19 protein-coding genes are annotated in these 26,937 nt (G+C 71.4%); 13 read left to right on the top strand and 6 right to left on the bottom strand.

What is annotated here, in order from left to right; genetic code table 11:
* Positions 1 to 29: 29 nt before the first annotated feature.
* Positions 30 to 632, top strand: a complete 603-nt coding sequence (locus tag ACIBFB_RS03395) for a beta/gamma crystallin domain-containing protein (protein ID WP_397225706.1) — start codon at positions 30 to 32, stop codon at positions 630 to 632.
* A gap of 118 nt (positions 633 to 750) precedes the next feature.
* Here ACIBFB_RS03395 and ACIBFB_RS03390 read toward each other — a convergent pair whose 3' ends face one another.
* Positions 751 to 2,895 (bottom strand): protein kinase, encoded by a 2,145-nt coding sequence (locus tag ACIBFB_RS03390; RefSeq protein WP_397225704.1) that lies wholly within the window; start codon positions 2,893 to 2,895, stop codon positions 751 to 753.
* A 180-nt stretch (positions 2,896 to 3,075) separates the two neighbouring features.
* Here ACIBFB_RS03390 and ACIBFB_RS03385 point away from each other — a divergent pair, with 180 nt between their 5' ends.
* The 3 genes from ACIBFB_RS03385 to ACIBFB_RS03375 all read left to right on the top strand — a co-directional run bounded on the left by ACIBFB_RS03385 (position 3,076) and on the right by ACIBFB_RS03375 (position 5,714).
* Positions 3,076 to 3,636 carry a pyridoxamine 5'-phosphate oxidase family protein gene (locus tag ACIBFB_RS03385; protein ID WP_397225702.1) on the top strand — a complete coding sequence of 187 codons (561 nt, stop codon included), beginning with the start codon at positions 3,076 to 3,078 and terminating at the stop codon, positions 3,634 to 3,636.
* A 321-nt stretch (positions 3,637 to 3,957) separates the two neighbouring features.
* Positions 3,958 to 4,332 carry a PadR family transcriptional regulator gene (locus ACIBFB_RS03380; RefSeq protein WP_397225700.1) on the top strand — a complete coding sequence of 125 codons (375 nt, stop codon included), beginning with the start codon at positions 3,958 to 3,960 and terminating at the stop codon, positions 4,330 to 4,332.
* A complete protein-coding gene (locus tag ACIBFB_RS03375) occupies positions 4,332 to 5,714 on the top strand; it encodes a permease prefix domain 1-containing protein (RefSeq protein WP_397225698.1) in 1,383 nt (460 codons plus the stop codon). Before ACIBFB_RS03380 ends, ACIBFB_RS03375 begins: the two co-directional genes overlap by 1 nt.
* 164 nt (positions 5,715 to 5,878) lie before the next feature.
* On the opposite strand, the gene ACIBFB_RS03370 is transcribed toward ACIBFB_RS03375, so the two are convergent.
* The 3 genes from ACIBFB_RS03370 to ACIBFB_RS03360 form a co-directional block, all read right to left on the bottom strand.
* The gene (locus ACIBFB_RS03370) at positions 5,879 to 7,786 is read right to left on the bottom strand and encodes a YncE family protein (protein WP_397225696.1); all 1,908 of its coding nucleotides are present in this window, start codon (positions 7,784 to 7,786) and stop codon (positions 5,879 to 5,881) included.
* A 48-nt stretch (positions 7,787 to 7,834) separates the two neighbouring features.
* Positions 7,835 to 8,269, bottom strand: coding sequence for a hypothetical protein (locus ACIBFB_RS03365; protein ID WP_397225694.1), 435 nt, complete (start codon positions 8,267 to 8,269; stop codon positions 7,835 to 7,837).
* Between the two features lie 562 nt (positions 8,270 to 8,831).
* Complete coding sequence (locus ACIBFB_RS03360; protein WP_397225692.1) at positions 8,832 to 9,587, bottom strand: helix-turn-helix domain-containing protein; 756 nt, start codon at positions 9,585 to 9,587, stop codon at positions 8,832 to 8,834.
* Between the two features lie 70 nt (positions 9,588 to 9,657).
* Here ACIBFB_RS03360 and ACIBFB_RS03355 point away from each other — a divergent pair, with 70 nt between their 5' ends.
* Complete coding sequence (locus tag ACIBFB_RS03355; RefSeq protein WP_397225690.1) at positions 9,658 to 10,395, top strand: SGNH/GDSL hydrolase family protein; 738 nt, start codon at positions 9,658 to 9,660, stop codon at positions 10,393 to 10,395.
* Here the strand turns inward: ACIBFB_RS03355 and ACIBFB_RS03350 are convergent.
* Positions 10,380 to 11,108, bottom strand: coding sequence for a hemolysin III family protein (locus tag ACIBFB_RS03350; RefSeq protein ID WP_397225688.1), 729 nt, complete (start codon positions 11,106 to 11,108; stop codon positions 10,380 to 10,382). The two genes, ACIBFB_RS03355 and ACIBFB_RS03350, sit on opposite strands and share 16 nt — an antisense overlap.
* Positions 11,109 to 11,539: 431 nt before the next feature.
* Here ACIBFB_RS03350 and ppdK point away from each other — a divergent pair, with 431 nt between their 5' ends.
* From ppdK to ACIBFB_RS03330, 4 genes are all read left to right on the top strand, one after another.
* Positions 11,540 to 14,233, top strand: a complete 2,694-nt coding sequence (ppdK, locus tag ACIBFB_RS03345) for a pyruvate, phosphate dikinase (RefSeq protein WP_397225686.1) — start codon at positions 11,540 to 11,542, stop codon at positions 14,231 to 14,233.
* A gap of 360 nt (positions 14,234 to 14,593) precedes the next feature.
* A complete protein-coding gene (locus ACIBFB_RS03340; RefSeq protein WP_397225684.1) occupies positions 14,594 to 15,865 on the top strand; it encodes a YdcF family protein in 1,272 nt (423 codons plus the stop codon).
* Positions 15,866 to 15,916: 51 nt separating this feature from the next.
* Positions 15,917 to 17,170, top strand: coding sequence for a deoxyguanosinetriphosphate triphosphohydrolase (locus ACIBFB_RS03335; protein WP_397225682.1), 1,254 nt, complete (start codon positions 15,917 to 15,919; stop codon positions 17,168 to 17,170).
* 133 nt (positions 17,171 to 17,303) lie between these two features.
* The gene (locus ACIBFB_RS03330) at positions 17,304 to 18,332 is read left to right on the top strand and encodes a LacI family DNA-binding transcriptional regulator (RefSeq protein WP_397225680.1); all 1,029 of its coding nucleotides are present in this window, start codon (positions 17,304 to 17,306) and stop codon (positions 18,330 to 18,332) included.
* 51 nt (positions 18,333 to 18,383) lie between these two features.
* Here ACIBFB_RS03330 and ACIBFB_RS03325 read toward each other — a convergent pair whose 3' ends face one another.
* The gene (locus ACIBFB_RS03325; protein ID WP_397225678.1) at positions 18,384 to 19,064 is read right to left on the bottom strand and encodes a hypothetical protein; all 681 of its coding nucleotides are present in this window, start codon (positions 19,062 to 19,064) and stop codon (positions 18,384 to 18,386) included.
* A gap of 168 nt (positions 19,065 to 19,232) precedes the next feature.
* On the opposite strand from ACIBFB_RS03325, the gene dnaG reads away from it, so the two are divergent.
* From dnaG to ACIBFB_RS03305, 4 genes are all read left to right on the top strand, one after another.
* A complete protein-coding gene (dnaG, locus tag ACIBFB_RS03320; protein ID WP_397225676.1) occupies positions 19,233 to 21,113 on the top strand; it encodes a DNA primase in 1,881 nt (626 codons plus the stop codon).
* Between the two features lie 110 nt (positions 21,114 to 21,223).
* Positions 21,224 to 22,309, top strand: coding sequence for an RNA polymerase sigma factor RpoD (gene rpoD / locus ACIBFB_RS03315; RefSeq protein WP_397225674.1), 1,086 nt, complete (start codon positions 21,224 to 21,226; stop codon positions 22,307 to 22,309).
* A gap of 115 nt (positions 22,310 to 22,424) precedes the next feature.
* On the top strand, positions 22,425 to 23,744 hold the full coding sequence (locus ACIBFB_RS03310; RefSeq protein WP_397225672.1) for a glycoside hydrolase family 18 protein: 1,320 nt from the start codon (positions 22,425 to 22,427) through the stop codon (positions 23,742 to 23,744).
* A gap of 135 nt (positions 23,745 to 23,879) precedes the next feature.
* On the top strand, positions 23,880 to 26,891 hold the full coding sequence (locus ACIBFB_RS03305) for an FAD-binding and (Fe-S)-binding domain-containing protein (RefSeq protein WP_397225670.1): 3,012 nt from the start codon (positions 23,880 to 23,882) through the stop codon (positions 26,889 to 26,891).
* Positions 26,892 to 26,937: the final 46 nt, after the last annotated feature.

Raw genomic sequence — 26,937 nt, 5'->3', positions numbered from 1 at the left:
CCACAGCCCACACGGAGAGGGACGGTCCTGTGCACGACAACGAGGTCATCTTCTACACCGAACCCAACTACGGCGGCGCCTCCTACAACTACAAACTCGGCGACGACGTCGACCTGGGCAACACCTCACTGAACGACAAGTTCACCTCCCTCAGGGTCGGTCCCAAGGTCAAGGTGGTGGCCTGGCAGCACTACAACCAGACGGGCACGTTCCGGGAGTGGGACGTCGACCAGCCCGACATCACCGAGATCGGAGGGCTCACGCGGTTCCGCGTCCTGGACGGCGGTACCCTGCCGGTCGCCGTGCGGTTGGAGGACAAGACCGGGGGCAAGCCGCGCCAGTTCTCGATGAAGGTCGAGTCCCGGGACGTCGGAACCGCCCTCGTCTACTCCGGGGACCGCGAATTCGGCCTGGTCGGCCTCATGCCCGAGGACGGGCCTCCGGTCACGACGGCGATCCACGTGCGCAACGAGCAGAGCGGGGTCTACGTCGCCACGGGCTCCGTCTATTTCGCGTGGGACAAGAAGACCAAGTCGGTCAAGATCGCCGACGAGACGAACTTCCCGACGAACATGGCGCACAAGCGCGAGGGCCGCAACGCGTTCGTCTGCCAGCTCAAGAGCGTCGACTAGCGTCCGTTCCGCGTGCGGTTCCCGGTGCCGCGGCCCCGGCCGGTGCGGCGTCGCCGCGGCTCCGCGTACGCGGGGGGTTCGCGGCCCGGTGGGGGCCGAGGTTCGGGAGGGGCGGAGGTCAGGCGTCCTCCGAGGTGCGCGGCAGTTCCTTCCGGGCCCGGTCGAGCTTGCGGATCTCCTCGGCCAGCGACGCGATGGACTTCTCCGTCCGCTTCAACTTCCTCACCGGGTCCTGTACACCGGGATAGGGGTCTTCGACACCTTTGAGGATTTCCTTGGCGATGTAGAGGATAACGCCGCCAGACGCGAAGTAGGCGAAGATGGCGGCGGCGACGGCCGACGGGAGACGGGGCCACTCATCGGGGGAGAGCCCCGCCCATCCCACCACTCCGAACGCGATTGCGGCGGCGATGGTGTTCACGGTGATGTACCTGGCGTTGTTCTCGACCTTGTTGGCCTTCCTGCGAGCGGGCAGGTACGTCTCCAACCGCTCCTTCCTCGCGCTGAGTTTCGTGTGCCTGGCCGCCATGTCCCGGAGCACGCGGCACAGGAGCCGGATGATCAGGTGACGCGCCACGCGTTCCGGGAGCGAGGCGTCCTGCGGGGGCTCAGGAGGGAGTGCCGCCCTCGATTCTTCCTCCAGGGACGCGCGATCCTCGTCCACGAGCCGTCGCCACCGTTCGGGTGAGAGGACTGCGTGCACGAACACCTCTTCCCTGATCTGGAAGTCGAACGCCTTCTCCTTCCTGCGTCCGCTACCCCGTGCCCATGCCATGTACGGGCGGCGGATGTCCGCGAAGACCCCCATCGACCTTCGGACGTCGTCGGTGAGCCTCCTGTACTCGGCACAGCCGTCGCCTCGCGCACACCCGTGGTCGGAGTCACGGCACTCGAACGCGGACGCGATCTCCATGATCTCGACGTCGAAGTCGGAGTTGGCGTCCAACGGGTCATCGATCCCGTTTGACTCCTCCCGCAACCTGGACAGGCGCAGATCGACCTCTCCGAAGACCGGCGGCAGGTCGGGGCGCGCCTGGGAGATGAACGCCAGGAGGGTGATCCCGGTGTCCCCGGGCGGTTTCCGCAGCAGGCTCCGGTCGATCCGGGCGTCCCCCAGATCCTCGATGATCCAGGTGGCCAGGGCCGCCCGCTCGTCGGAGTCCTCGAACACCCCGCCCGCCGCGCCCAGGTCGGCCGCCATGGCTTCGGCGAGTTCACCCACCCCGTGGTGGAGGCGTCCGGCGAACCGGTAGGGAGGGGTCGCCGGATCGGAGGGCGTCGCGGTCCGGTCCGGTTCGACCTCCTCGGCTCCGGAGTCCACGATGCGGGCGGATGGTGGTTGCGGATCCTCCCGGGTCACCTTCCGGGTCTCCCACCGGGTCGGGGGAAGCGGGTCCACGTCCGTGGCCATGACCCGCGTGGCCGCGGTGTTCCCCCGGTTCAGCGCGGTGTCGACATCGGCGCCGTCCACCGGGAACCCCAGGAGGGTGTTGAGGACCCGATGAGCGCTCGGGCGGTCCTCAGGAGCCTTCGCCAGGCACCGGGCCACCAGGTCGCGCAGCTCGTCGGGGACCCCCGAGCAGTCGGGCTCGTCCATCAGGATCCGCTTGACGACGGCGGTCTGGCGGTCGCCGGAGAACGCGTGCCGCCCGCTGGCCGCGTAGACGATGACCGCGCCCCAGGCGAAGACGTCGATGGCCGGGGTCAGGTGCGAGGCGTCGTCGAGCCGCTCGGGCGCCATGTAGTGCAGGGTCCCGATCTTCGCCGTTGCGGTGAACCGGGTGGTCTCCTCGAAGGCTCGCGCGATCCCGAAGTCGATCACCCTCGGCCCGTCGGGGGCCATCATGATGTTCTCCGGTTTGAGGTCCCGGTGCACGATCCCGGCGCGGTGGATCGCGGTCAGCGCGGTCGCGGTCGAGACGGCCAGGCGTTGCAGGTCGGCTCCGGTACGCGGGCCCTCGGCCCGGATCTCCTGGGCGAGTGTGCGCCCCTCGATGTACTCGCTGGCGATCCAGGGCCGGTCGGCGTGGGGGTCGGCGTCCAGGACCCGGGCCACGCAGAAGGGGCTGATCCGGCGTGCCGCGTCCACCTCGTCGGCGAACATCCGGGCGAAGCGCGGGTCGGTGCCCGGATCCGCGTGGAGCAGCTTCACGGCGGCCAGGCCGCCGTCGGGTGCCTCGGCGAGGTGGACGGATCCGAAGCCGCCCCGGCCGATCTCCCTGATCAGCCGGTATCCACCGACCGCTCTGGCTACCGTGCTCATGCCGCACCATGCCTTCTCTGTTGGGAATCGGTGCTCTGTCCGTGCCGCGGGACCTCCGACGTGTATACCGCCGCGACGCTCCGCGGTGAAGGGGGATCCGTGATGCGGCCGGACCTGGCCGCGTGGGGCACGGCCATCCCGCGGGTGAGGGGGACGACCGCGAGTGGAAGACTCGCCGCCATGGGAAAGATCCACGACTCCATCGGTGACCGGCTCGCTCGGTTCCTCCTCGGCCAACCCGTGTTCTTCGTCGGGACCGCGCCCCTCGCCGGGGACGGTCACGTCAACGTCTCCCCCAAGGGGATGGGCGGGACGTTCGCCGTGCTCGACGAGCACCGGGTGGCCTACCTCGACTACACGGGATCGGGCGTCGAGACGATCGCGCACCTGCGGGAGAACGGCCGTATCGTGCTGATGTTCTGCGCGTTCGACGGGCCGCCGAACATCGTCCGCCTCCACGGCACCGGCCGGGTTGTCCTGCCCGGCGATCCCGGGTTCGACGGGCTGCGCGCCCACTTCCCCAAGGAGCGGACTCTCGGGCAGCGCTCGATCGTCGTGGTCGACGTCCAGCGCGTCTCCGACTCCTGCGGGTTCTCCGTGCCGCTGATGGACGTGCGCGGTGACCGCGACCTGTTGGACCGGTACCAGGAACGCCGGGATCCCGCCTACTTCGAGGACGTGTGGCGGACCCGGAACGCCACCAGCGTCGACGGACTGCCGGGCGTGCCCCGGAACACCTGAACAGTCGGGGCGCGGGCACGGCGAGACGGCCGGACCCGGGGGGATTGGTTTCCGGCCGTCTCTTGGTCCTCTCGGCCGCACACGACCGCGAGATCCTGTTCTTAACTTAGCGGTAGGGCGTGCGCGGTACGCGGTCGTTTGGTGCGCGTTGTCCTACCGCGTAAGCGAATCGTGACGCCGGGATTCGGCGTCGCCGACGAAGCGGCCCTGATACCGGTTCTCGCCGTCCGCCGGGCGGCGAGAACCCGTGATGCCTCGATTCCCTATGCCTAGGTCTGCTAGGGTGACAACCCCTAGCGGAACTAGGCATGGGAAGTACACGTGCACATCGACAAGGACCTGGTCGCGGCGTCGGCCACGCCGCTCGTCCTCGGCATCCTGGCCGAGGGCGAGTCCTACGGTTACGCCATCGTCAAACGCGTCAACGAGCTCTCCGGAGGGCAGATGCAGTGGACGGACGGGATGCTCTACCCCCTCCTGCACCGCCTGGAGCGCAACGGCTACGTCCAGGCGTCCTGGGGTACGTCCGACGCGGGCCGCCGCCGCAAGCACTACGCGATCACGCAGGCCGGACTGGAGACGCTGGCCGAGCGGCAGAAGCAGTGGAGCGTCGTCGCCGACGCGCTCAAGCAGGTGTGGCAGGCCGCAGCGCAACCCCCGCTCCTCGGGGGCGCCGCGGCAGGGGGGATCGCCTGATGAGCGAGGCCGCACGCGGTGACGTCCTGGAGGCCCAGATCGACCAGTGGCGCGGTTTCGTGCGCCGTCGTCGGGCCATCGCTCCGTCGGACGTCGAGGAGATGGAGGACCACCTGCGCGAACAGATCGCCGATCTGGGGGCGAACGGCCTCGATGCCGAGGAGGCCTTCCTCGTCGCGGTCAGGCGCATGGGCAACCTGGACGAGGTGTCGCGCGAGTTCGCGCGCGAGCACTCCCATCGGCTTTGGAAGCAGCTGGTCCTGGTCCCCGAGGCCGACGACGGCGCTGGCGGGCTGACGCGCTGGCGCGAACTCGGTGTGCTGCTCGCGTTCGCGGTCGCCGCGGGGGTGGCGGTCAAGCTCCTCTTCACGACCGTGGACGACGATTTCGCGCAGGTCCGCAACTTCTTCTTCGTGGTCCTCCCCTTCCTGGCGGGGTGGTTCGCCTGGAAGCGGGGCGTCACGTGGCGGGTGTGCGCGGCGGTGGCCGCCGTCGCGGCGGTACCGGCCCTGGCGGTGAACCTCTACCCGTTCGAGACGATCTCCGGCCCGTACCCGGCCCCCGGGATGACCGACCTACTCGCGATCACACACGCTCCGGTGGTCCTGGGGCTGCTCGTGGGCGTCCTGCACACGGGCGGGCACTGGCGGTCCCACGACCGGCGGATGGACTTCGTGCGGTTCGTGGGCGAGCTGGCGATGTACCTGGCGCTGATCGCGCTGGGGTCGATGGTCCTGGTCGGGCTCACCTTCGGGGTGCTGGCCCTGGTGGACGTCGACCTGGAACCGTTCTTCGAGGACTGGCTGCTGCCGTTCGGCGTGCCCGGTGCGCTCCTCGTGGCCGCGTGGCTGGTGGAGGCCAAGAAGAGCGTGGTGGAGAACATCGCGCCCGTGCTCACCCGGGTGTTCACACCGCTCGCGCTTCTGATGCTGGTCGCGGACCTGGTGGCGCTCCTGGTGAACGGTCCGCTGACCACGGTGGACCGCGAACTCCTCATCCTCATGGACGCCGTCCTGGTGCTGGTCCTGTTCCTGTTGCTGTACTCGATCTCCGCCCGCGATCCGCTGGCCCCGCCGAACGTGTTCGACTGGCTCCAGCTCGCGCTGGTCGGTGCGGCGCTCGCGGTGGACGCCGTCGCGCTGACGGCGATGCTGACGCGGATCGCGGAGTTCGGGTTCACCGCGAACAAGACCGCCGCGCTGGGGCTGAACCTCGTGCTGCTGGTGCACCTGGTGTGGTCGGCGTGGCTGATGCTGGGCTTCGTGCGGGGCCAACGTCCGTTCGCCGCAGTCGAGCGGTGGCAGACCGCCTACCTGCCGGTCTACGCGGCCTGGGCGGGGCTGGTCGTGCTGGTGTTCCCGCCGGTGTTCGGCTTCGTCTGATCCGGACGATGACCGCGCCCCCGCGCGTCGGGTCTCTCCTGGGGACCTCGGCCGCGCGGGGGCGCGATCTGTGTCCGGGGCAGCACTCTTCGGGGCGGGCCCTTCGGAGGCGTCGGCCCTGGTGGAAACGGCGGACGGCGCGGGCGGAGGTGGAACGTCCTACGCTACGACGCTTCCGAGGCGTCGGGCAGCACGCCGGAGATCCGCGACAGCGTGCCCTGCCGGTTGCTGACGTAGATCAAGCCGTTGTCCCGGTCCAGTGCGACTCCGGCGACCGTGCCGAGCCCGTCGGCCACCACACGCCGCAGGCCCCTGGCCTCGCCGTCGGCCGCGACGACCTCGTGCAGCCTGCCGCCGCCCGAGTCGGAGACGTAGGCATGGGTCGCGCCGTCCAGCGCCAGACGGACGCTTCGCCCGAGATTGGTGGCCACGACCTGCGGAGCGCCGCCATCAGACCGCAGGTCGACCTCGTACAACCCGCCGAGGTCATACTGGCCGACGTACGCCTTACCCCCGTTCAGCGCCACTCCGGCGGCCCGGGGCACGTCCCAGGTGCGCCGCCTCTCCGCTGGTTGGATGTTCAGGTCGAACTCGATCAGTTTCCCATGCTCGACGTCGGTGACGTAGGCCTTGCCGTCGGGCAGGTCCAAGGCGACGCCGTACGCGTTCACGCCCTCGGCGACCGTGACCGGGGCGGCGGAGCGGTCGGCCAGATCCACCGTGAACAGGCGCTTGCCGCCGTAGTCGGTCACGTAGGCCTTGCGTCCGGGCGGGTCCAGCGCCACATCGTTGACCTGTCCCAGCTTCTCCAGGACCCAGTCCGTGTCGCCGCTGGCGAGATCCACCCTGTACAGCTTGCCGCCGTTGTACCGGTCGGTGACGTACGCCTTCTGGTTCACCAGGTCCAGAGCGAGGCCGTCGGCCGTCCCCAGCCCGGTGGCGAGTTCGACGGGAGCCTCCTTCGGGCTCTCCTCCGCTTCACCGCCGCCCTTGTGCAGCGGGTGGTACTTCTCATCGAAATGAAGTTTCTCAAGCTCGAAGATCTCGTGCACCCCGGCGAGGGTGGAAACGACCTCGGCTTCCCCCTTCTGCATGAACGGTTTGCCCTCATCGGTCAGGTCGAAGGCCTCCGTGGGCGCACCGGTCTCGCCGAGTTTCCACGCGATCACCGTGGAGTATTCCGGTTCCTGGGCCTGTGGGCCGTTCGGGCGGGTCTCCTTGACCTCCACGGGTTCGGGGAAGTACAGGGCGACCCATCCGCCGAAGGAGATGGGGTACTCGTAGTCGAACCTCCTCACCTGGCGCCGCTGCGTGGCCAGGACGTCCACCCGGCTGCCGACCTTTCCGCTCAGCGTGGACGATGTCTTGAACGCGGTGGTCAAGGAACCACTGACGGAAGCGGTGATCCCGAGCATCAGCTGCGCCGACAGTTCCCCGGTGCCCGTGGCGGTACTCGTGGCCGTCGTCGTACTCGTCGTCTGCGACTGGGACTCCGAGTCGACGCCCTGATTGTCCTTGCTGTTCTTCAGGGTGGTCTTCTGGGAGTGGTTCGCCGCCATGCTCTTCTGCAGTTGCTGCTGCAGTGAGGCGGTGGCCTTCGCCCCGAAGGTGAGCTGTACCTGCCCCTGGAGCGACCAGCTGATGGTGTTCGAAATCGAGAATTCGACGGTGTGCGACCAGTCTGTGGGGATGGGGTCGGTTCGATTGACGTACGTCTGCTTGGAGATGACGTCAGGCGGCGGCTGCGCGATGTCGCTTCGCTCTTCGACGAGCGGTACGCCCACCGTCATGTACGCGCTCCAACCGCGCTGGCGCGCCGTGTCCTCCTCGTCGGGAAAGTCGCCGAATCGTCCCTTGTTCAGGGAGAACCCGGTGGGGGAGACATACCGGTCCTTTCCGTCGGCTGATTTCCTCTCGGCCTTCCGCCTCAGTTTGTCCTTGTCCCGCTCCAGGATGGCACGGGCCTTGTCGGCGATGTTGAGTTCCTTCAGGTTCCGGCCGGTCAGCGGATGGCGTACGAACCGTTCGCCAAGATGCGCCGTGCTCACGTTGTTCTTGGTGGCTCCGCCCATGCCTCTCAACCTCCTTGGGTATCAGGAATCAACCGGTGTGTCAGTTCGTCAGCCCTTTTCGCGCTTCTTGGCTGACCCGTAGCTGTCCCTGCTCAGTTCCTCGCGCTCCTCCTCGCTGATGGTCGGCCGATCTTCGTCCCCGATCTCGACCCTCACCTTCGTGAACGCCTCGTCCTTGGTCGACGAGGCCATATCGGTCGTCGATGCGGGGTTCTCACTGGCATCCCGCTGCCTGGCGGCCGCTGTCCGGGTGTTCCTGAACAGGGGAGTGATGAAGTTGCCCATGATGTCGAGCGCCTCCGGCGACGTCTCGCGTATGATCTTCGGGTCACGCGCGGTTTCGGGAATGTCCTCGAAGAGTTCGGGATCGACCCCTTCCCGCTCGGGCCGAGCTCCGGGAATCCTTTCGTGGACGTTCTGGGCGGAGTCTTCCGCGGACCCGGCCTCGCCCGCGCCGCTGTCGAAGATGTTCTTGAAGGTCATGGACGTCCCTCCGAGTATTCTCGTCGCTCGAACAGCCACTCCAAGAGAGGGAGGGCTCTTCTCGCCCGGTCAGGATTCCCCGCATTTGAAGGCGCCACGGTGTGGTGCCGATGCGGCCTCGGTCATGCTGCCTTCTCCGCTCCGACCATGGCCAGAGCGAGATCCGTCGCACGGGGGATTTCGGATCGCCTTTAATTGCCGCAAAGTCGAAGTAAGCCCACAAGAAGGAAAAGTCGGAAACTTGAACTTTGTAGAGTACTGGGGGTGACGTTCTCAATCTCCGTCAACGAGGACTATGTCATGGAATGTGGGCGTATCGAGATGGTGACTCTCCGGGGCGGATGCGACTCGACTCGGGGTGGACGAGGTGAGAGGGGGTGCCGTTGCCAGTGTTTCGAGTGATGTCCGAATGTCCGGATCATCGGAGCCCGTCGGCCGTGGCTGAACCTCTCCGGGAGACGTTCGGCCGCATGCCCCGGGGAATGGGAAATTCCTGGTTCCGGAATGCACAAAAATGTCCGCCTCGTAGTCCCGGCCGAGGGCCGTCGCCGGGACGCGCGGACTACCGGACGTCGATCTCCACACCCGAGGCGAGCAGGCCGGTCAGGGACAACCCGAACGTGCGGCGGAAGGTCTCGCTCAGGTGCGACGGCGAGGAGAAACCGGCGTCGGCGGCGCAGCGGGTGAGGTCGTGGCCGCTGTCCAACCCCGCGCCGACCACACGCAGCCTGGCCCACTGGCGGTAGCGGCGGAAGGTGGTCCCGGTGACGGCCGCGAAGGCCCGCAGGAAGTGGGACACCGACATGCCGACGGCGTCCGCGGCGTCCCGGGCGCGGGGGAACGCCGACGGATCCGAGCGGATCGCGCGCACGACCCGGATGACCCGGGGGTCGGGCGGACGCGGCGGCGGCGTCAGGATCGACAGCAGGCGGTCGAGCGCGTCCACCCCGGTGCGGGCGGCGTCGAGCAGGGCGGCCTCGTGCCGGGAGTCGAAGCCGTAGGGGCCCTCGGCCCGGGTCATGCCGTCGAGCAGAGCCTTCGACGCGGCGCCGCCTGGCTCGGCGTACAGCAGCAGGATCCACCCGTCGGTGACGATTCGGTGCCGCGCTCGGGCCGCCGCGAACACGCTGCACGCCGTGTGCTCGCCGCTCTCGGCGGTCTCCAGACGGAACGGCCCGTCCAGCCCCAGCCCCAGGCAGGCCACCGGGGTGGAGTGCACGCCGACGTCGAGTTCGGGACCCAGGTATCCGACGTGCCCGGGCCGGACCCACAGCACCGGGACGCGGGAGCACGTTCGTGAAAGCGCCGGCGGTGGCATGGCCGCGATTCTAGGCGCAGGCGGACGCGGTCGGACGAGGCCGCGCCATGGGAAGGGAGGACGGTCGGACATGACGACGCGAATCGTGTGCGCGGGCGACAGCAACACCCGTGGTGAGTACGGGGTGGGGTACGTGGGGCTGCTGCGGGAGCGGTGGCACGGCCGCGGCATCGACGTCGTGGCGGAGGGCGTCAACGGGGACACGTCCCACAACCTGTCGCGGCGCCTGGACCCGATCGTCGCGCTGCGGCCCGACGCGGTCACCGTGCTCATCGGCTCCAACGACGTGTGGGGCTCCCTCACCGAGGCGAACGGGCGGCGGCTCATGCGGCGCAAGGAGCTCCCGGAACCGCCGACGCTGGACGGGTACCGCGACCGCCTCGGCGGGATCGTCGCCCGGCTGCTCGGGGAGACGGACGCGCGGATCGCGGTGCTGTCGCCGCCGGTGCTGGGCCAGGACCTCGGCGGGCCCGCCGTCCAGGCGGGTGAGCGGTTCGCGGAGGTGACGCGGGAGGTCGCCGAGGCGCGGGGCGTCGCCTACCTCCCGCTGTTCGAGCGGCAGAGCGGGTACCTGCGCGAGAGCGGCGCGCGGCCGGTGCCGCTGCCGGACGGGCTGCGTGAGCGGTACACCTCGGTCCTCCAGCACCGTCTGCTGGGCCGGAGCTACGACGCGGTCTCGGATCGCCGGGGCCTGGCGCTGACCACGGACTTCGTCCACCAGAACAGCCGCGGCGCGGCGATGGTCGCCGATCTCGTGGACGGCTTCGTACGGCAGGAGGCGCCGTCCCCGGTTCAGCCCGAGGTGTAGACGACGAACGACACGGCGATGTACTGGCAGACGAACGCCGCGATGGTCAGAGAGTGGAAGATCTCGTGGAACCCGAACCAGCGCGGCGCCGGGTCGGGCCGCTTGAGGCCGTAGACCACCGCGCCGACGCTGTAGAGCACACCGCCCACCAGGAGGAGGATCCACGTCGCCGGGTGCGTCCCGCCGATCAGCTGCGGGAAGAACAGCACCGCGACCCAGCCGATCGCCAGGTACAGCGCCGTCGACAGCCAGCGCGGCGCACCGAGCCACAGCAGCTTGAACCCGACCCCCGAGACGGCCCCGCCCCAGATCAGCACCAGCATCGCGGTGCGCAGCCCGCCGTCGAGGACCAGCACCACGAAGGGCGTGTAGGTGCCCGCGATGATCAGGTAGATGTTCGAGTGGTCCATGCGCCGCAGGACCTTCTGCGCCCGCGGCGACCAGCGGCCGACGTGGTAGACGGCCGAGGTGCTGAACAGCATCACGGAGCTGAGCGCGTACACCGCGCTGGCGGCGCGCGCGGGCCACGTCGGGGCGAGACAGACCAGCACGATTCCGGCGGCCAGCGCGAGGGGCGCCGTGCCCAGGTGGAGCCATCCGCGTAGCCGGGGCTTGACCGCCTCCAGCAGCTCCCCGGCCGCCGTCGCGGCCCGTCCGGAGACCCCGCCGTGCCCGTGATCGGCCACCGCGCTCCGCGCCTGCTCGTCCGACACCGCAGTGCACCTTCCCTCGTGTTGTCCCGCCCGATGGCGGCCCACGACGGAAGCCTAACCTACGGAGGCGTAGGTTACTTGCTGGTCAACATGTGTCGCGCGGCACAGTGTGCGGCTCCGGGGCGGGGGAATTGGTCAGGTGTCCGTTCCGACGGCGTGCGTGCCGCTTCCGAGCCGCCAGTGTGCGCGTGTGCCCCCTGTGACCAGCGGTGTCGCGAGACTCCGACCCTCATCCCCCGTATCCTGGGATCAGGGATTCGTGTACCCGAACTGAACCATTGGTATAGACCTTTTCGATGCTCTTGAACTGCGAAAACGTCGAAAAACTGTGGTTCGTGGAGAGGGAAGGTTGCCGGGTGTGGAAGAGTCGCGGCCACGCAGACAGGGGTCGGTTCGCGACGCAGCCGCCGACATGACGAGGGAGCACCCCCGTGGCCAAGTACGTCTACAAGTTCACCGAGGGCAACAAGGACCTCAAGGACCTCCTCGGCGGCAAGGGAGCCAACCTCGCCGAGATGACCAACCTCGGTCTGCCGGTGCCACCGGGCTTCACCATCACCACCGAGGCGTGCCGCCACTACCTCGACAGCGGCGAGGTGCCCTCCGGTCTGGACACGGAGATCGAGGCCAACCTCGGGGAACTGGAGAAGGCCATGGGCCGCAGGCTCGGCCAACCCGACGATCCGCTCCTCGTGAGCGTACGTTCGGGCGCCAGATTCTCCATGCCCGGCATGATGGAGACCGTCCTCAACATCGGTCTCAACGACGAGTCGGTCGTCGGCCTGGCCGACCAGGGCGGCGACGAGCGCTTCGCCTGGGACTCCTACCGCCGCCTCATCCAGATGTTCGGCAAGACCGTTCAGGGCATCGACGGCGAACTGTTCGAGGACGCCATCGACGAGGCCAAGGCCGCCAAGGGCGTCACCGACGACCTCGACCTGGACGCCGCCGACTTCCGCGCCCTGGTCGACCGGTTCAAGGCCGTCGTCCACGAGCAGACCGGCAGGCCCTTCCCCACGGACCCGCGCGAGCAGATGGCCCAGGCCGTCAAGGCGGTCTTCGACTCCTGGAACGCGCCGCGCGCCGTCCTGTACCGCCGCCAGGAGCGCATCCCCGCCGACCTGGGCACGGCGGTCAACATCTGCTCCATGGTCTTCGGCAACCTCGGCATGGACTCCGGCACGGGCGTCGCCTTCACCCGCGACCCCGCCACCGGCCAGCCCGGCGTCTACGGCGACTACCTCCAGAACGCCCAGGGCGAGGACGTGGTCGCGGGCATCCGCAACACCGTGCCCCTCAGCGACCTGGAGAAGATCGACGCCCGCAGCTACCAGGAGCTCATGGGCATCATGGACACCCTGGAGAACCACTACAGGGACCTGTGCGACATCGAGTTCACCATCGAGCGCGGCAAGCTGTGGATGCTCCAGACCCGTGTCGGCAAGCGCACCGCGGCGGCCGCCTTCCGCATCGCCGACCAGCTCGTCGACCAGGGCGTGATCAGCCTCGACGAGGCCGTGCAGCGCGTCACCGGCGACCAGCTCGCCCAGCTGATGTTCCCGCGCTTCGACGACGACGCCGCCGCCGACGGGGCCCACCGCCTCGGACGCGGCATGAACGCCTCGCCCGGCGCGGCCGTCGGCAGGGCCGTCTTCGACTCCTACACGGCCGTCAAGTGGTCGCGCAGCGGCGAGAGGGTCATCCTGTGCCGCCGCGAGACCAACCCCGACGACCTGGAGGGCATGATCGCCGCCGAGGGCATCCTCACCAGCCGGGGCGGCAAGACCTCCCACGCCGCCGTCGTCGCCCGGGGCATGGGCAAGACGTGCGTGTGCGGCGCCGAGGAGCTCGACATCGACACCAAGAACCGGCGGCTGACCGCCCCCGGCGGGGAGGTGGTCGAGGAGGGCGACGTCATCTCCATCGACGGCGCCAGCGGCGAGGTGTTCCTCGGCGAGGTGCCCGTCGTGGACTCGCCGGTCGTGCGCTACTTCGAGGGCGAGATCGACCCCGCCTCCGACCAGGCCGACGACCTCGTCCGCGCCGTCGACCGCCTCATGCACTACGTCGACGCGGCCCGCCGCATGTACGTGCGCGCCAACGCCGACACCCCCGAGGACGCCGCGCGCGCCCGCCGCATGGGCGCGCAGGGCATCGGCCTGTGCCGTACCGAGCACATGTTCCTCGGCGACCGCCGCCAGCTGGTGGAGCGGCTCATCCTCGCCGACACGGCCGCGGAGCAGCAGGAGGCCCTGGACACCCTGCTGCCGCTCCAGCGCGAGGACTTCGGCGGCATCCTCGCCGCCATGGACGGCCTGCCGGTCACGGTGCGCCTCCTCGACCCCCCGCTGCACGAGTTCCTGCCCGACATCACGGAGTTGTCGGTGCGGGTGGCCGTGGCCGAGGCGCGCGGCGAGAGCCACGAGAACGACCTGCGGCTGCTCCAGGCCGTGCACAAGCTGCACGAGCAGAACCCGATGCTGGGCCTGCGCGGTGTGCGGCTGGGACTGGTCGTGCCGGGCCTGTTCACGATGCAGGTGCGTGCCATCGCCCAGGCCGCCGTGGACCGGATCCGCGGGGGCGGCCGCCCCCGCCCGGAGATCATGATCCCGCTGGTCGGCACGGTGCAGGAGCTGGAGATCATCCGCGACGACGCCCTGCGCGTGCTGCGCGAGGTGGGCGAGGAGAACGGCGTGGAGCTGAACTTCCCGGTCGGCACCATGATCGAGCTGCCGCGCGCCGCGCTCACCGCCGGCCAGATCGCGGAGAACGCCGAGTTCTTCTCCTTCGGCACCAACGACCTCACCCAGACGGTGTGGGGCTTCTCGCGCGACGACGTGGAGGCCTCCTTCTTCTCCGCCTACCTGGAGAAGGGCGTGTTCGGGGTGTCGCCGTTCGAGTCGCTGGACGTGGACGGCGTCGGCCGCCTGATCCGCATCGCCGTGGAGGAGGGGCGCGCCGCGCGTCCGGGCATCAAGCTGGGCGTGTGCGGTGAGCACGGCGGCGACCCGGCGTCGGTGCACTTCTTCCACGACGCGGGGCTGGACTACGTGTCCTGCTCGCCCTTCCGTGTGCCCGTGGCCCGCCTGGAGGCGGGCCGGGCCGCAGGGCGCTCCGCGAGCTGACGGAGTGGGGGCGGGGCGGGCGGTCGGATCCCGCCCACCCCGCCGCCTCCGACGCGGTGCCCTCCGCTCCCGTACCTCGCCCGATGTCGTACGTGGGAAGCCGCGAACGCTCTAGACTCGTGCCGGACCCCTCGGTGGCCACGACATGAGATGTGACCCTATCGTGATATATTCTTGACCATTGATGCGTCCGCCGTTCCCCGCAGTCCTCTCGCGCACGCGGTGCCCCCGGGTGCGTCGACTTCCGTTTCGGTCGCCCGATCCGCCCCCACCGGGTCGAGGAGGTACGAACCAGCGGAGGTCGGTGGCCGTCCCAAGGGGTGTAGTTCTCCCGGGCAGTGATGGTGCGGAGGTGAGCCGGTGCGAACGGCGAGCGACGGGCGCGGTGACGACCCGGGGGAGTACCGGGTCCCACCTGTCCCATCCGGCGATGAGAGCACACGCGTGTTCACGCGTGATCAAGCCCGCGAAGCCCTGGCCGACACCACCCGCGCCTTCACCCGCGAGGCGGAGTCCACCCGCGCGTTCGCCCGCGAGACCGGGACCGCGGGGGAAGCCGCCCCGGACACCGCGGCCACCAGGGCCTTCACCCGCGACCAGGGCGGCGTCGCCGACACCTCCGGCACGGCGTCCACCCGCGCGTTCACCCGGCCCGGCGCCGCCACGGGGGAGGCCCCCCTCGACCCGATCGACCTGGTCGCCCCGGTGGATCCGATCGACCCGCCCCTCACCGGCACGACCGACCGGAGTTCCGGGAGCGGCTTCACCCGGCGCTTCGTACGTGAACGGCCCGGCGCGCGCGGCACGCCCGCCACGGAACGCCACACACCCGTCACCGATCCGTACGATCCCTACGTGCCGATCGAACCCCAGGACCCCTGGCCCTCCGTGGACGACCCCGATCACGGGCCCGCGCCCGCCGGCCGCGGCCACGACCGGGCGGAGGACGCGCGCGGGCCCCGGGGCTCCCGCCGCGACCCTGCGCGGCCCGCCGCGGTCCGCCCGCGCCGGCGCCGCCGTCTCCGCGTGCGCTGGGTGGTCGCGCTGGTCCTGCTCACACTGCTCGCGCTGCCGCCCGGAACCTGGGCCTGGGTCTGGTACACGGCCAGGCAGGACGACCGCGATCCCACCGACGCCATCGTCGTCCTGGGCGCCAGTCAGTACAACGGCGTCCCCTCGCCGATCTTCGAGGCCCGCCTCCGGCACGCCCAGAGCCTCTACGAGAGCGGGGTCGCCCCCGTGATCGTCACCGTCGGCGGCAAGCAGCCCGCGGACAACTTCACCGAGGCGGCGTCGGGGCGGAACTGGCTCGTCGGGGTCGGCGTCCCCGCCGACCGGGTCATCGCGGTGGAGGAGGGCAGGGACACCCTCCAGAGCATCCGGGCCGTCGCCGAGGTCTTCGAGGCCAACGACTGGGAGACGGCCACCCTGGTCTCCGACCCCTGGCACAGCCTGCGGTCCGAGCGCATGGCCGAGGACAACGGCATCGAGGCGGGCACCTCCCCGTCGCGTTCCGGACCCGCCGTCATCGAGCGCCGTACCCAGCTCTGGTACATCACGAGGGAGACCGTGTCGCTCTGGTACTACTGGATCTTCAACGACAGCAGCGACATCCGTGTCGACGCGGCCTGACCAGGGGCGATGTCATGGTTCGTCCGCACCGGTGAGTAGAGTCGGTACACGATGACGAACCGAGCGGGAACCGAGGGCGGTGTCCCCGGCTACGCGCCGCGGGACACCGCGCGCATGGCGGGCGAGTCCCGCAAGAACCGGGCCAGGGGCCCCTTCGAACGCGACCGGGCGCGGGTGCTGCACAGCTCCGCGCTGCGCCGCCTGGCCGCCAAGACCCAGGTCGTCCAGCCGGGGGTGAGCGACTTCCCGCGCACCCGGCTGACCCACTCCCTGGAGTGCGCGCAGATCGGCCGGGAACTCGGCCAGGCCCTGGGCTGCGACCCCGACCTGGTCGAGGCCGCGTGCCTGTCCCACGACCTGGGCCATCCGCCCTTCGGGCACAACGGGGAACGCGCCCTCGACGAGGCCGCGGCCGAGTGCGGCGGGTTCGAGGGCAACGCCCAGAGCCTGCGGTTGCTCGTGCGGCTGGAGGGCAAGGTCGTCGCCCCGGACGGACGGAGCAACGGACTCAACCTCACCCGCGCCACCCTGGACGCCACCGTCAAGTACCCGTGGCGCAGGGGCGAGGGCGGCGACACCCGCAAGTTCAACTGCTACCCGGACGACATCGAGGTCTTCACCTGGCTGCGCGAGGGCGCGCCGAGCGGTCGCACGTGCTTCGAGGCGCAGGTGATGGACTGGTCGGACGACGTCGCCTACTCCGTGCACGACGTCGAGGACGCCCTGCACGCAGGTCTGGTGAGCATGGCGGCCCTGCGCAGCCCGGTCGAGCGCGCCGAGGTGTGCCGCACCGCCGCCGACCGCTACTGCGACGCCGACCCCGCCGAACTCGAACAGGTCCTCACCGACCTGCTCGCCGAACCGATGTGGCCCGGCGAGTTCACCGGTGACCTCACCTCCCTCGCAGCGCTCAAGAACCTCACCAGCGAACTCATCGGCCGCTTCTGCCTGGCCGCCGAGCGGGCCACCCGCGAGGCCCACGGCCCCGGGCGCCTCACCCGCTACCACGCCGACCTCGTCCTTCCCCGACGGGCACTGCTGGAGTGCGCTCTGCTCAAGGCGGTCGCCGCGCACTTCGTCATGTCCCGGGAGGAGGCGCTGGCCTACCAGATCGAGGAGCGGCGCACGATCACGGAGCTGGTGGCCGCCCTGCGCGCGGGCGCGCCCGGTGAGCTCGACCCGCAGTTCCGCGCCGCCTACGAGGCCGCCGGCGACGAGGCCGCCGCGTTGCGGGTGGTCGTCGACCAGGTCGCCTCGCTCACCGACACCTCCGCCACCGCCCTGCACACCCGCCTGGTCGGCTGAGCCCGGTCCGTGCCCGGTCAGGGCGCGCGTGTCCGGACCGGACACGTCCGTGTGACCTCCTTGACACCGCGGACGCCCACGGCCAACGATGGTGCCCGCGCCACCACCGGCGACCGCGGCGAGGAGGCCCCCGATGTCCGCACGCAACGGGCGCGCGCCGGTCATGGCCGACGTCGCGCGGCTGGCCGGGGTCTCCCACCAGACCGTCTCCCGGGTGGTCAACGGGCACCGCAACGTGCGGACGGAGACCGTCGTCCGCGTCCGCGCGGCCATCGACGCCCTCGGCTACCGGCGCAACGCCACCGCACGCGCCCTCGTCACCCGGCGCACCCGGCTCCTGGGCGTGCTCACCCCGCCCACCCCCGCCCAGCCCCGGACCCTGGCCGCGGTCGAGCGCGCCGCCCGGGGAGCCGGGTACTTCCTGAGCGTCGTGGGGCTGGACGGGCACTCGCGCGAGGACACCGCGGCGGCCGTCGCCACCCTGGCCGACCAGGCCGTGGAGGGGTGCGTGGTCCTGACGCCCCGGCGGTCGGTGGCCGAGGCCCTGGGCGACCCGGCCGCCCCGCGGCCGCTCGTCGTGGTCGGCGGCGGCGCCGGACCTGGGCTGCCGACGGTCGACGCCGACCAGGAGGGCGGGGCCCGCGCCGCCACCCGCCACCTGTTGGACCTCGGCCACCGCACCGTGCACCACATCGCCGGTCCGCCCGGCTGGCTGGAGGGCGAGGCCCGCGCCCGGGGGTGGCGCCGGGCGCTCCGCGAGGCCGGGGCCCCCGTTCCCGAACCCCTGGGCGGCGACGGCACACCCCGGTCCGGCTACGAACGGGGACTGCGCCTGGCCGGGGCGGGTGAGCCGGTCACGGCCGTGTTCGCGGCCAACGACGCCATGGCGCTCGGGCTCCTGCGCGCTCTCCGGGAACGGGGGATCGCGGTCCCCGAGCGGGTCAGCGTCGTCGGGTTCGACGACGTCCCCGAGGCCGCCTACCTCGCGCCCCCGCTGACCACCGTCGGATACGACGCCGACCGCCTCGGCCGGGCGAGCCTGGAGGTCCTGCTCGCCGAACTCGCCGGTGGAGGGGTGGGGAGCGGGCCCCCACCGCGCGTCGTGGTCCCGGCGCGGTTGAGCGTCAGGGACAGTACCGGCCCCGCGCCGGGCCCGTCCTGACCGGGACGCGCCGGGCGCGGACGGGCCGGTGCGGCCCGGTCAGGACGGGGTTCAGCTCCGCGCGGACCTGCCGCCGCGCACCTGCCGCGTCCGACGCGACCGGGCCGCTACGGTGCTTCGGGCCGTGCCGCGGTAGGCGCCCCGCGGGCCCCGGCCGTCGGCCACGACGCTCTTCACCGCGTTCTCCGGACCGGGGGCCGAGTCCGCCGTCGCGGAGGGCGCGCCCGACTTCCCGGACCGCTGCGGCAGGTGGGCCTTCGCCCGCTCGGTCAGCGCCCGCACCGTCTTCGTGACGCGGTCCAGCCTCTCGGTGCCCTCACGCATGCGCTGGACCGCGTTCGCCGTCCGCACGGTCAAGGGGTCCACGCCCTCCCCCCACCTGTAGCGGAACCGTTCCTTCCAATCCATGGCCCCGGCGTTCGTGAATCCGCTCACCCGCTCCGGGTCGGCCCCCCAAGCCAGCCGGTCGATCTCCCTGACGAGGGCGGCCCTGGTCCCGGGCGCCGCCGGGTTCGCCGGGAGGTCGAACCGCTCGGAGTCCCGTAGCCGGGACTGCAGTCTGTCGAGCTCCCTCCAAGCGTCGGTCCAGCTCGTCTTCGCGGCCTCTGCCCGCGCCACGGCCTCGTTGAGTTCGGCCCTGAGGTGCCTCGGCGCGCCTTCCGCCCAGGGAAAACGCGCCCGTGCCTGTGCGGTCAGCGGGTGCTCACCCGTTCCCAGCTGGATCTCGGCCATTCCTCGACTCCACTACGCCGTTGGGACGCGGACCCCGGGCAGCCTACTGGTCGCCGCCGACTCCCGGAAGACCTGTTCCCGCTCCCGCTCACGCGGGTCGAACGCCCGCCGACGGATCCCGTGCGGACGACGGACGCTTGGTCCCCGGGGCGAACTAGGCTGGCACCCGTGGCAGGCCGGATCAAAGACGAAGACATCGCCCTGGTGCGCGAACGCACCCCCATCGCGGACGTGGTGGGCGAGTACCTCCAGCTGCGCAGCGCCGGAGGCGGCTCGCTCAAGGGACTGTGCCCGTTCCACGACGAGAAGTCCCCCTCCTTCAACGTCACACCGGCCAAGAACCTCTGGTACTGCTTCGGCTGCAACGAGGGCGGCGACGTCATCTCCTTCGTGCAGCGGATCGACAGCCTCAGCTTCACCGAAGCCGTCGAGTCCCTCGCCCGGCAGTCCGGCATCACCCTGCGCTACGAGGAGGGCGGCCGCAGCGCCCGGCGCGACGAGGGCAAGCGCCAGCGCCTGCTCGACGCCCACCGCGCCGCCGCCGAGTTCTACGCCGAGCACCTGCTGTCCCCCGAGGCGGCCACCGCGCGCCGCTTCCTCACCGAGCGCGGCTTCAACCGGACCCACGCCGAGCGCTTCGGTCTCGGCTTCGCCCCCGCCGGGTGGGAGAACCTCACCGCTCACCTGCGCCGCAAGGGCTTCACCGACCAGGAGCTCATCAGCGGCGGTCTGGCCAGTCAGGGCCGGCGCGGCGCCTACGACCGTTTCCGCAACCGCCTGCTGTGGCCGGTGCGCGAGGTCACCGGCGAGGTCGTCGGGTTCGGCGCCCGCAAGCTCGATCCCGAGGAGGACGGGCCCAAGTACCTCAACTCACCCGAGAGTCCCATCTTCCACAAGGGGCGGCTGCTCTACGGGCTCGACCTGGCCAAGCGGGACATCTCCCAGAAGGGCGAGGCGGTCATCGTCGAGGGTTACACGGACGTCATGGCCTGCCACGACGCCGGGGTGACCACCGCCGTGGCCACGTGCGGCACGTCCTTCGGCGAGGACCACGTCAAGATCCTGCGCCGCATGCTGCTGGGCCGCACCAACCAGGGCGGCCGGGTGGTCTTCACCTTCGACGGAGACAAGGCGGGCCAGAAGGCCGCCGTGCGCGCCTTCGCCGAGGAGCACGGCTTCACCTCCGAGACCTACGTCGCCGTCCAGTCCGACGGCCTCGACCCCTGCGACCTGCGGTTCCAGCACGGTCCGCAGGCGGTGGCCGATCTGGTCGACGGCGCGGTGCGGCTGTACGAGTTCATGATCCGCAACGTCATGGAGGGCTACGACCTGTCCTCGCCGGAGGGCCGGATGGCCGCCCTCGACGCGGCCGCGCCGATCGTCGCCAGCATCCGCGACGAGGGCGTGCGCCGCAACTACGGGGCGAGCCTGGACCGCTGGACCGGCATCATGGACGAGGCCCTCGTCCAACGCCGGGTCGCCCAGCACATGCGCGCGGGCGCCGCGCGCGGAGGCGACCGGCGTCCCCGCGCCGAGTCCCGGCCGGTTCCCACCCCGGACGCGGGGGAGGCCCCCTACGACCTGCGCGACCCCTCGGTCCAGCGCGAGCGGCAGGCGCTGAAGATCGCCGTGCAGTTCCCCGGGTTGGCCCGGGGGTTCGACGAGTTCACCGACGAGGACTTCACCGTCCCGCAGCACCGGGCGGTGCGCGCCCTCGTCGCCCAGCACGGCGGGGTGGCCGCCGCGCACGACCCCCAGGCGTGGGTGAACGACCTGCGCGAGGCCGCGCCGAATGACGCCCAGCGCGATTTCCTCACCCGTTTGGTGGTCGAGCCCGTGGAGTTCTATGGAGAACTCGACGAGCATTACGCGACTCAAATGCTGAGCACAATCAGGACTCATTCCATCAATCGGCGGGTGGCAAACCTCAAATCCGAGCTCGCCCGCCTCGAAGGAACGTCTCTGGTCGAGGAGCAGCAGCGGGTATTCGCCGAACTCATGCGCCTCCAACAGGTCAAACGTGCCCTCCAGGAGAGTGCCCAGGGGTGAATGTAGCACCGGGGTGACAATAATGGGTCTCCCCCTCGGGGCGTCTGGAGCTGCACAATGTAGTGGTGGCTTCCACGGTTGTGACGAACGAAATGCCGCCGGTTCAACGGGTGGTCCGACTTCTCCCGGACGCGGGTCGGGGAACGGTCAGTCGCGGTGAGGTCGCCTCCGCCCTGGAACGGTTGGACGCGCCCCCCGACGCCCTGGACCAGGCCGTCGCCCAACTGGCCCGGATCGGAGTCGAGGTCGCCGACCCGGAGGAGACCGGGCCCCCGATCGACGGGGGCAGACGGTCGGGCTCGGACCTGGTCCGCCTCTACCTCAGCGAGATCGGCCGGGTCCCGCTGCTGACCGCCGAGGAGGAGGTCGACCTCGCCAAGGCGATCGAGGCGGGCCTGTACGCCCAGCGTCGGGACCCGGACGGGCGGGCGTGCACGTCCGAGGAGCTGACCTCTCTCATCGAGGAGGGGCGCCGCGCCAAACGGAGGCTGATCGAGGCCAACCTCCGCCTGGTCGTCTCGATCGCCAAACGCTACATGGGGCGGGGACTGCTCTTCCTCGACCTCATCCAGGAGGGCAACCTCGGCCTGATCCGCGCGGTGGAGAAGTTCGACTACGCCAAGGGGTTCAAGTTCTCCACCTACGCCACGTGGTGGATCCGCCAGGCCATCACCCGGGCCATCGCCGACCAGGCGCGCACCATCCGGATCCCCGTGCACATGGTGGAGACGATCAACAAGCTCCTGCGGATCCAGCACCGGCTCCACCAGCAGCTGGGCCGCGAGCCGAGCACCGCCGAGATCTCCTCCGCCGCCGGGTGCGGCGGGGAACGGGTACTGGAGATCCAGCGGATCGCTCGGGAACCGGTGTCGCTCCAGTCGCCGATCGGGGAGGAGGAGTCCGACTTCGGCGACTTCATCGAGGACTCCGACGCCGTGGTACCCGTGGAGGCGGCCTCCTTCACCCTCCTGCAGGAGCAGTTGCGCGCCCTGCTGGGCGACCTGTCCGAACGCGAACGCCGCATCATCCGGTTGCGCTTCGGCATGGCCGACGGCCACCCCCGCACACTGGAGGAGGTCGGCCGCGAGTTCGGTGTGACCCGCGAGCGCATCCGCCAGATCGAGGCCAAGACGCTCGCCAAGCTGCGCCATCCCTCGCGTGCGGGCACTCTGCGCGACTACCTCACCAGCGACTGAGCGGCCGCGAACGAGTCGGCGGCCCCGCGGGTTCCGCGGCTCGGGAAATGGCCCGATGTGGCCGTCTTGCCCCGAACCCCCTGTGCTCGCGGTGCGCCGTGCCTAGGGTCGAGGGGTGCAGGTCAACCGATCCTCCCCGGCCCGACCCCTCCACCGCCGCCCCCTGCCCCTGCTGGCCGCCGCCGTGGCCGCCGTCGCGCTCGCCGCGACCGGCGTCGTCCTGCTGGGCGGCCGTGAGCCCGAGCGCGTCGCCTACGTCGCGGGCTGGAACGTGGCCGACCGCGGCTTCACCGTCGCGGACGTGGCGGCCAGCGGCGCGCCGGAGCACCTGACCCGCCTGATGTGGGCGTTCGGGGACGTCAGCGAGGACGGCCTGTGCCACATCCCCTCCGGACGCGACGACCAGCCGTGGGAGCTGTACCAGCGGCCCTACACCGCCGAGGAGAGCGTCGACGGCCGAGCCGACCGCCCCGACCAGGACCTGGCCGGAAGCCTGCACCAGCTGCGGCTGCTCCGCGCCGACCACCCGCACCTGGGCGCGAGCCTGTCGCTGGGCGGCTGGAGCTGGTCGACGTACCTGTCCGTGGCCGCGCGTACCACCGAGTCCCGGGAGGCGTTCGTCGCCTCCTGTCTGGACCTGTGGATCCGCGGCGACCTGCCCGTCCTCGACGGCGGCGCCCAGGGCGGCGAGGGCGCGGCGGCCGGGGTCTTCGACGGCATCGACCTGGACTGGGAGTGGCCGGGCGGGCAGGGCGACCCCGGCAACGTGGTCCATCCCGACGACCCCGCCAACCTCACCGCGCTGGTCGCCGAGTTCCGCCGCCAACTGGACGCGCTGGGCGAGGAGACCGGCGCCGAGTACACGCTGTCGGTCTCCCTGCCCGGCGGCGCCGAGGCCGGCTCCGACTACGAGGCCGCGCTGTTCGACCTCGTCGACTTCGCCACCGTCCAGGGGTACGACTTCGCCGGCCCGTGGAACGAGCGGACCGCCCACCACTCCAACCTGTACGCGCCCGCCCACGACCCCGGGGCCGACAGCGTCGACCGGGCCGTACAGCGCTATCTCGACCTGGGCGCGGACCCGTCGCGGCTCGTCGTGGGCGTTCCGGCCTTCGGGCGCGGCTGGCAGGGAGTGGGCGCCGAGGACGCGGGTCGCGGCCAGGCGGCCGAGGCCCCCGCCGACGACGCCTACGACGGCCCCACCATGGCCTTCTCCGACCTGGAGGAACGCGGCGGGCGGCGGTTCCTCGACGAGGAGGCGGGCGCCTACTGGATCTACGACGGCGACACCTGGTGGACCTACGACAACGCCGACGTGATCGCGCTCAAGGGCGAGTACGTCCAGGAGCGCGGCCTGGGCGGGCTCATGGTGTGGAACCTGGACATGGACCCCGAGGGTGAGCTGGTCCGGGCCATGGCCGCGTCCCTGGACTGACCGACGCCGATCGGCCGTCCTCCCCCGGATCCGCCGGCCCGTGCGGCGGGCCGCGGCGTCGCCGTCTCCCGATCGGGGCGATCCGGGGGCGTGCCGCGGTTGCCACGCCCCGACCCGGACGGCCACGCTGAGGACATGGCCGACGCGCAGCTCTCCTCCTCCCGCACCGCCCCCGCCGACCTCCGCCGCGATCTGGAGCGCCGGATCCGGGGGACGGTCGCCTTCGACCCCGGAACGCTCGCCCTGTACACCTCCGACGCCTCCAACTACCGACGCGTCCCCCTCGGCGTCGTCATCCCCGAGACCGTCGACGACTGTGCGGCCGCCGTCCGCACCTGCGCCGAGCACGGCGTCCCTGTCGTGCCCCGGGGCGGCGGCACGTCGATCGCGGGCAACGCCATCGGCACCGGCGTCGTCATCGACACCTCGCGCCACCTCCGCGCCATCGAGCACATCGACCCCGTGGCCCGTACCGCTACCGTGCAGCCCGGCGTCATCCTCGACGACCTCCGCGAGGCGGCGTCCGCGCACGGGCTCACCTTCGCCCCCGACCCCTCCACGCACAGCCGCTGCACCGTCGGCGGCATGGTCGGCAACAACGCCTGCGGCTCCCACTCGGTGGCCTGGGGCACCACCGCCGACAACATCGTCTCCCTCGACGTCCTCCTCGCCGACGGCACCCGCATGACGGTCGGCTCCCGCCACACCCCCGAGGAGTGGGCGGAGCTGACCCGGCTTCCGGGGCGCGAGGGCGGGATCTACACCGCAATCGACCGGATCGTCGAGGAACACCGCGCCGACCTGCGCACCGCCATGCCCGAGTTCCGGCGGCGCGTCTCCGGCTACGCCCTGGACCGCCTGCTCCCGGAGAAGGGCCGCGACGTCGCCGCCGCCCTCGTCGGCACCGAGGGAACGTGCGTCTTCGTCCTGGGCGCCACCGTCCGCCTGGTCGAGGCGCCGCCCGCCCGCGCCCTGGCGGTCCTGGGCTACCCCGACGCCGCCGCGGCCGCCGACGCCGTGCCCGACCTGCTCCGCCACGCGCCGCTGACCGCCGAGGGCATCAACCACCGCATGGTCGCCGCCCTGGACCGGCACGGGTCCCGGAGTCGCGTCCCCCTGCCGGAGGGCGGCGCCTGGCTCCTGGTGGAGATCGCCGGAGCGGAGCCCGCCGAGGCCGCCGGGGCGGCGGAGCGGATGCTCTCCGAGCTCACGGGGGCGTCCCAGCCGCAGGACGCCGTCGTGGTCACCGACGCCGCGCACCAGAGGGCCCTGTGGCGGATCCGGGAGGAGGGCGCCGGGCTCACCCAGCGCACGCCGGGCGGGGACGACGCCTGGTCGGGCTGGGAGGACGCCGCCGTCCCGCCGGAGAACCTGGGCGGCTACCTGCGCGACTTCGACGCGCTCATGGAGCGGCACGGCCGCTTCGGCGTCGTCTACGGCCACTTCGGCGACGGGTGCCTGCACGTGCGCATCGACTTCGGCCTCACCCGCGAGCGGGGCCGGCGGGAGTACCGGGCGTTCATGGAGGAGGCCGCCGACCTGGTCGTCGCGCACGGCGGCTCCCTGTCCGGCGAGCACGGGGACGGGCAGGCCCGCTCGGAACTGCTCCACCGCATGTACCCCGAGAGGATCATCCGGGCGTTCGGCGCGTTCAAACGCGCGTGGGACCCGGACGGACTGATGAACCCCGGCATCATCGTCGACCCGCTGCCCCTGGACGCCGACATCCGGGTGGCCGAGGACACGCGCCCGCCCGCCTCCCCCCGCCACCCCCGACGGACGGCCTCGGAGCGGTCCCGTCCGGTGCTGCCCCTGCTCTCGGAGGTCGCCCTCGCCTACACCGACGACGACGGCGACTTCGCGCGGACCCTGCGCCGCTGCTCGGGGGTGGGCAAGTGCCGACGCCAGAGCGGGCCCGGCGTCATGTGCCCCAGCTACCAGGTCACCCAGGAGGAACGGCACTCCACGCGCGGGCGGGCCCACCTGCTGTTCGAGATGGCCAAGGGGGAGGTCATCACCGACGGGTGGCGGTCGGAGGAGGTGCGCGAGAGCCTCGACCTGTGCCTGTCGTGCAAGGGCTGCCTGAGCGACTGCCCGGTCAACGTGGACATGGCCGCCTACAAGTCCGAGTTCCTGCACCAGCACTACCGGGGACGCCCGCGTCCGGCCGCGCACTACTCGATGGGCTGGCTGCCGCTCTGGGCCCGTCTGGCCGCGCTGGCCCCGGCCGAGGCCAACCGGGCCGCACGCCTGCCCGGCGTCTCGGGGCTGGTCAAGCGGCTCGCCGGAGTGGCCGCGCGGCGCGACCTCCCAGCCTTCGCCACCACGACCTTCACCCGGGCCTTCCGCCGCCGCCAGCGGCGCGGTCAGGCCCGTACGGGCGGCCGCCGGGTCGTCCTGTGGCCCGACACCTTCGGCAACCACCTCGACCCGGGGGTGCTCGCGGCGGCCACGCGGGTGTTGGAGGACGCGGGCTTCACCGTCGTGCTCCCCGGGGGCCAGGTCTGCTGTGGGCTGACGTGGGTGTCCACCGGCCAACTCGACGTCGCCCGTGCGGTGATGCGCCGTGCCGTGCACGCCTTGGAGCCGCTCGTCGCCGAGGGGCTGCCCGTGGTCGGACTGGAGCCCAGCTGCACGGCGGCCCTGCGGCACGACCTGGTGGAACTGCTGCCCGGCCCCGCGAGCGAGCGGGTCGCGGAGGCCGTGCACACCCTGGCCGGGTTCCTCAACGCCCACGCTCCCGCGTGGCGGCCGCCCCGGCTCTCCGCCGCAGCGCTGGCCCAGGTGCACTGCCACCAGCACGCCGTGATGGGGTTCGACGCCGAGCGCGCACTCATCGCCAGGGCGGGGATCGACGGGGAGGTCCTGGACTCGGGCTGCTGCGGACTCGCGGGGGACTTCGGGTTCACCGAGGGGCACTACGAGATCTCCACCGCCATCGGGGAACGCGAACTCCTGCCCCGGGTGCGTGCGGCGGACGCGGACACCCTGGTCCTGGCCGACGGCTACAGCTGCCGGACCCAGATCGACCAGGGCACCGGCCGCCGGGCCCTGCACCTGGCGGAGGTCCTCGCCCGGGGGATCGCCGCGAGGGGCGCACCGGGCTCCGCGGGAGGAGCCGAGCCGCGAGCGGGGAACGAGCGGTAGGCGTGGGCGACGACGAAGGGCCCGGTTCTCGGCGCCCCGGGCCCCG

It is taken from the genome of Nocardiopsis sp. NPDC050513 (assembly GCF_044457925.1).
Taxonomy (GTDB): domain Bacteria; phylum Actinomycetota; class Actinomycetes; order Streptosporangiales; family Streptosporangiaceae; genus Nocardiopsis.
Note: the sequence above shows the minus strand (reverse complement) of the source record. Positions and strands in the feature narration are given on the sequence as shown.

What these genes read in the sequence shown, in the direction of transcription:
- ACIBFB_RS03360 (WP_397225692.1), bottom strand. Translation starts at nt 9,587, where the DNA reads ATGCCACCGCCGGCGCTTTCACGAACGTGCTCCCGCGTCCCGGTGCTG.
- ACIBFB_RS03390 (WP_397225704.1), bottom strand. Translation starts at nt 2,895, where the DNA reads ATGAGCACGGTAGCCAGAGCGGTCGGTGGATACCGGCTGATCAGGGAG.
- ACIBFB_RS03355 (WP_397225690.1), top strand. Translation starts at nt 9,658, where the DNA reads ATGACGACGCGAATCGTGTGCGCGGGCGACAGCAACACCCGTGGTGAG.
- ACIBFB_RS03365 (WP_397225694.1), bottom strand. Translation starts at nt 8,269, where the DNA reads ATGACCTTCAAGAACATCTTCGACAGCGGCGCGGGCGAGGCCGGGTCC.
- ACIBFB_RS03330 (WP_397225680.1), top strand. Translation starts at nt 17,304, where the DNA reads ATGTCCGCACGCAACGGGCGCGCGCCGGTCATGGCCGACGTCGCGCGG.
- ACIBFB_RS03370 (WP_397225696.1), bottom strand. Translation starts at nt 7,786, where the DNA reads ATGGGCGGAGCCACCAAGAACAACGTGAGCACGGCGCATCTTGGCGAA.
- ACIBFB_RS03385 (WP_397225702.1), top strand. Translation starts at nt 3,076, where the DNA reads ATGGGAAAGATCCACGACTCCATCGGTGACCGGCTCGCTCGGTTCCTC.
- ACIBFB_RS03305 (WP_397225670.1), top strand. Translation starts at nt 23,880, where the DNA reads ATGGCCGACGCGCAGCTCTCCTCCTCCCGCACCGCCCCCGCCGACCTC.
- ACIBFB_RS03335 (WP_397225682.1), top strand. Translation starts at nt 15,917, where the DNA reads ATGACGAACCGAGCGGGAACCGAGGGCGGTGTCCCCGGCTACGCGCCG.
- ACIBFB_RS03375 (WP_397225698.1), top strand. Translation starts at nt 4,332, where the DNA reads ATGAGCGAGGCCGCACGCGGTGACGTCCTGGAGGCCCAGATCGACCAG.
- ACIBFB_RS03325 (WP_397225678.1), bottom strand. Translation starts at nt 19,064, where the DNA reads ATGGCCGAGATCCAGCTGGGAACGGGTGAGCACCCGCTGACCGCACAG.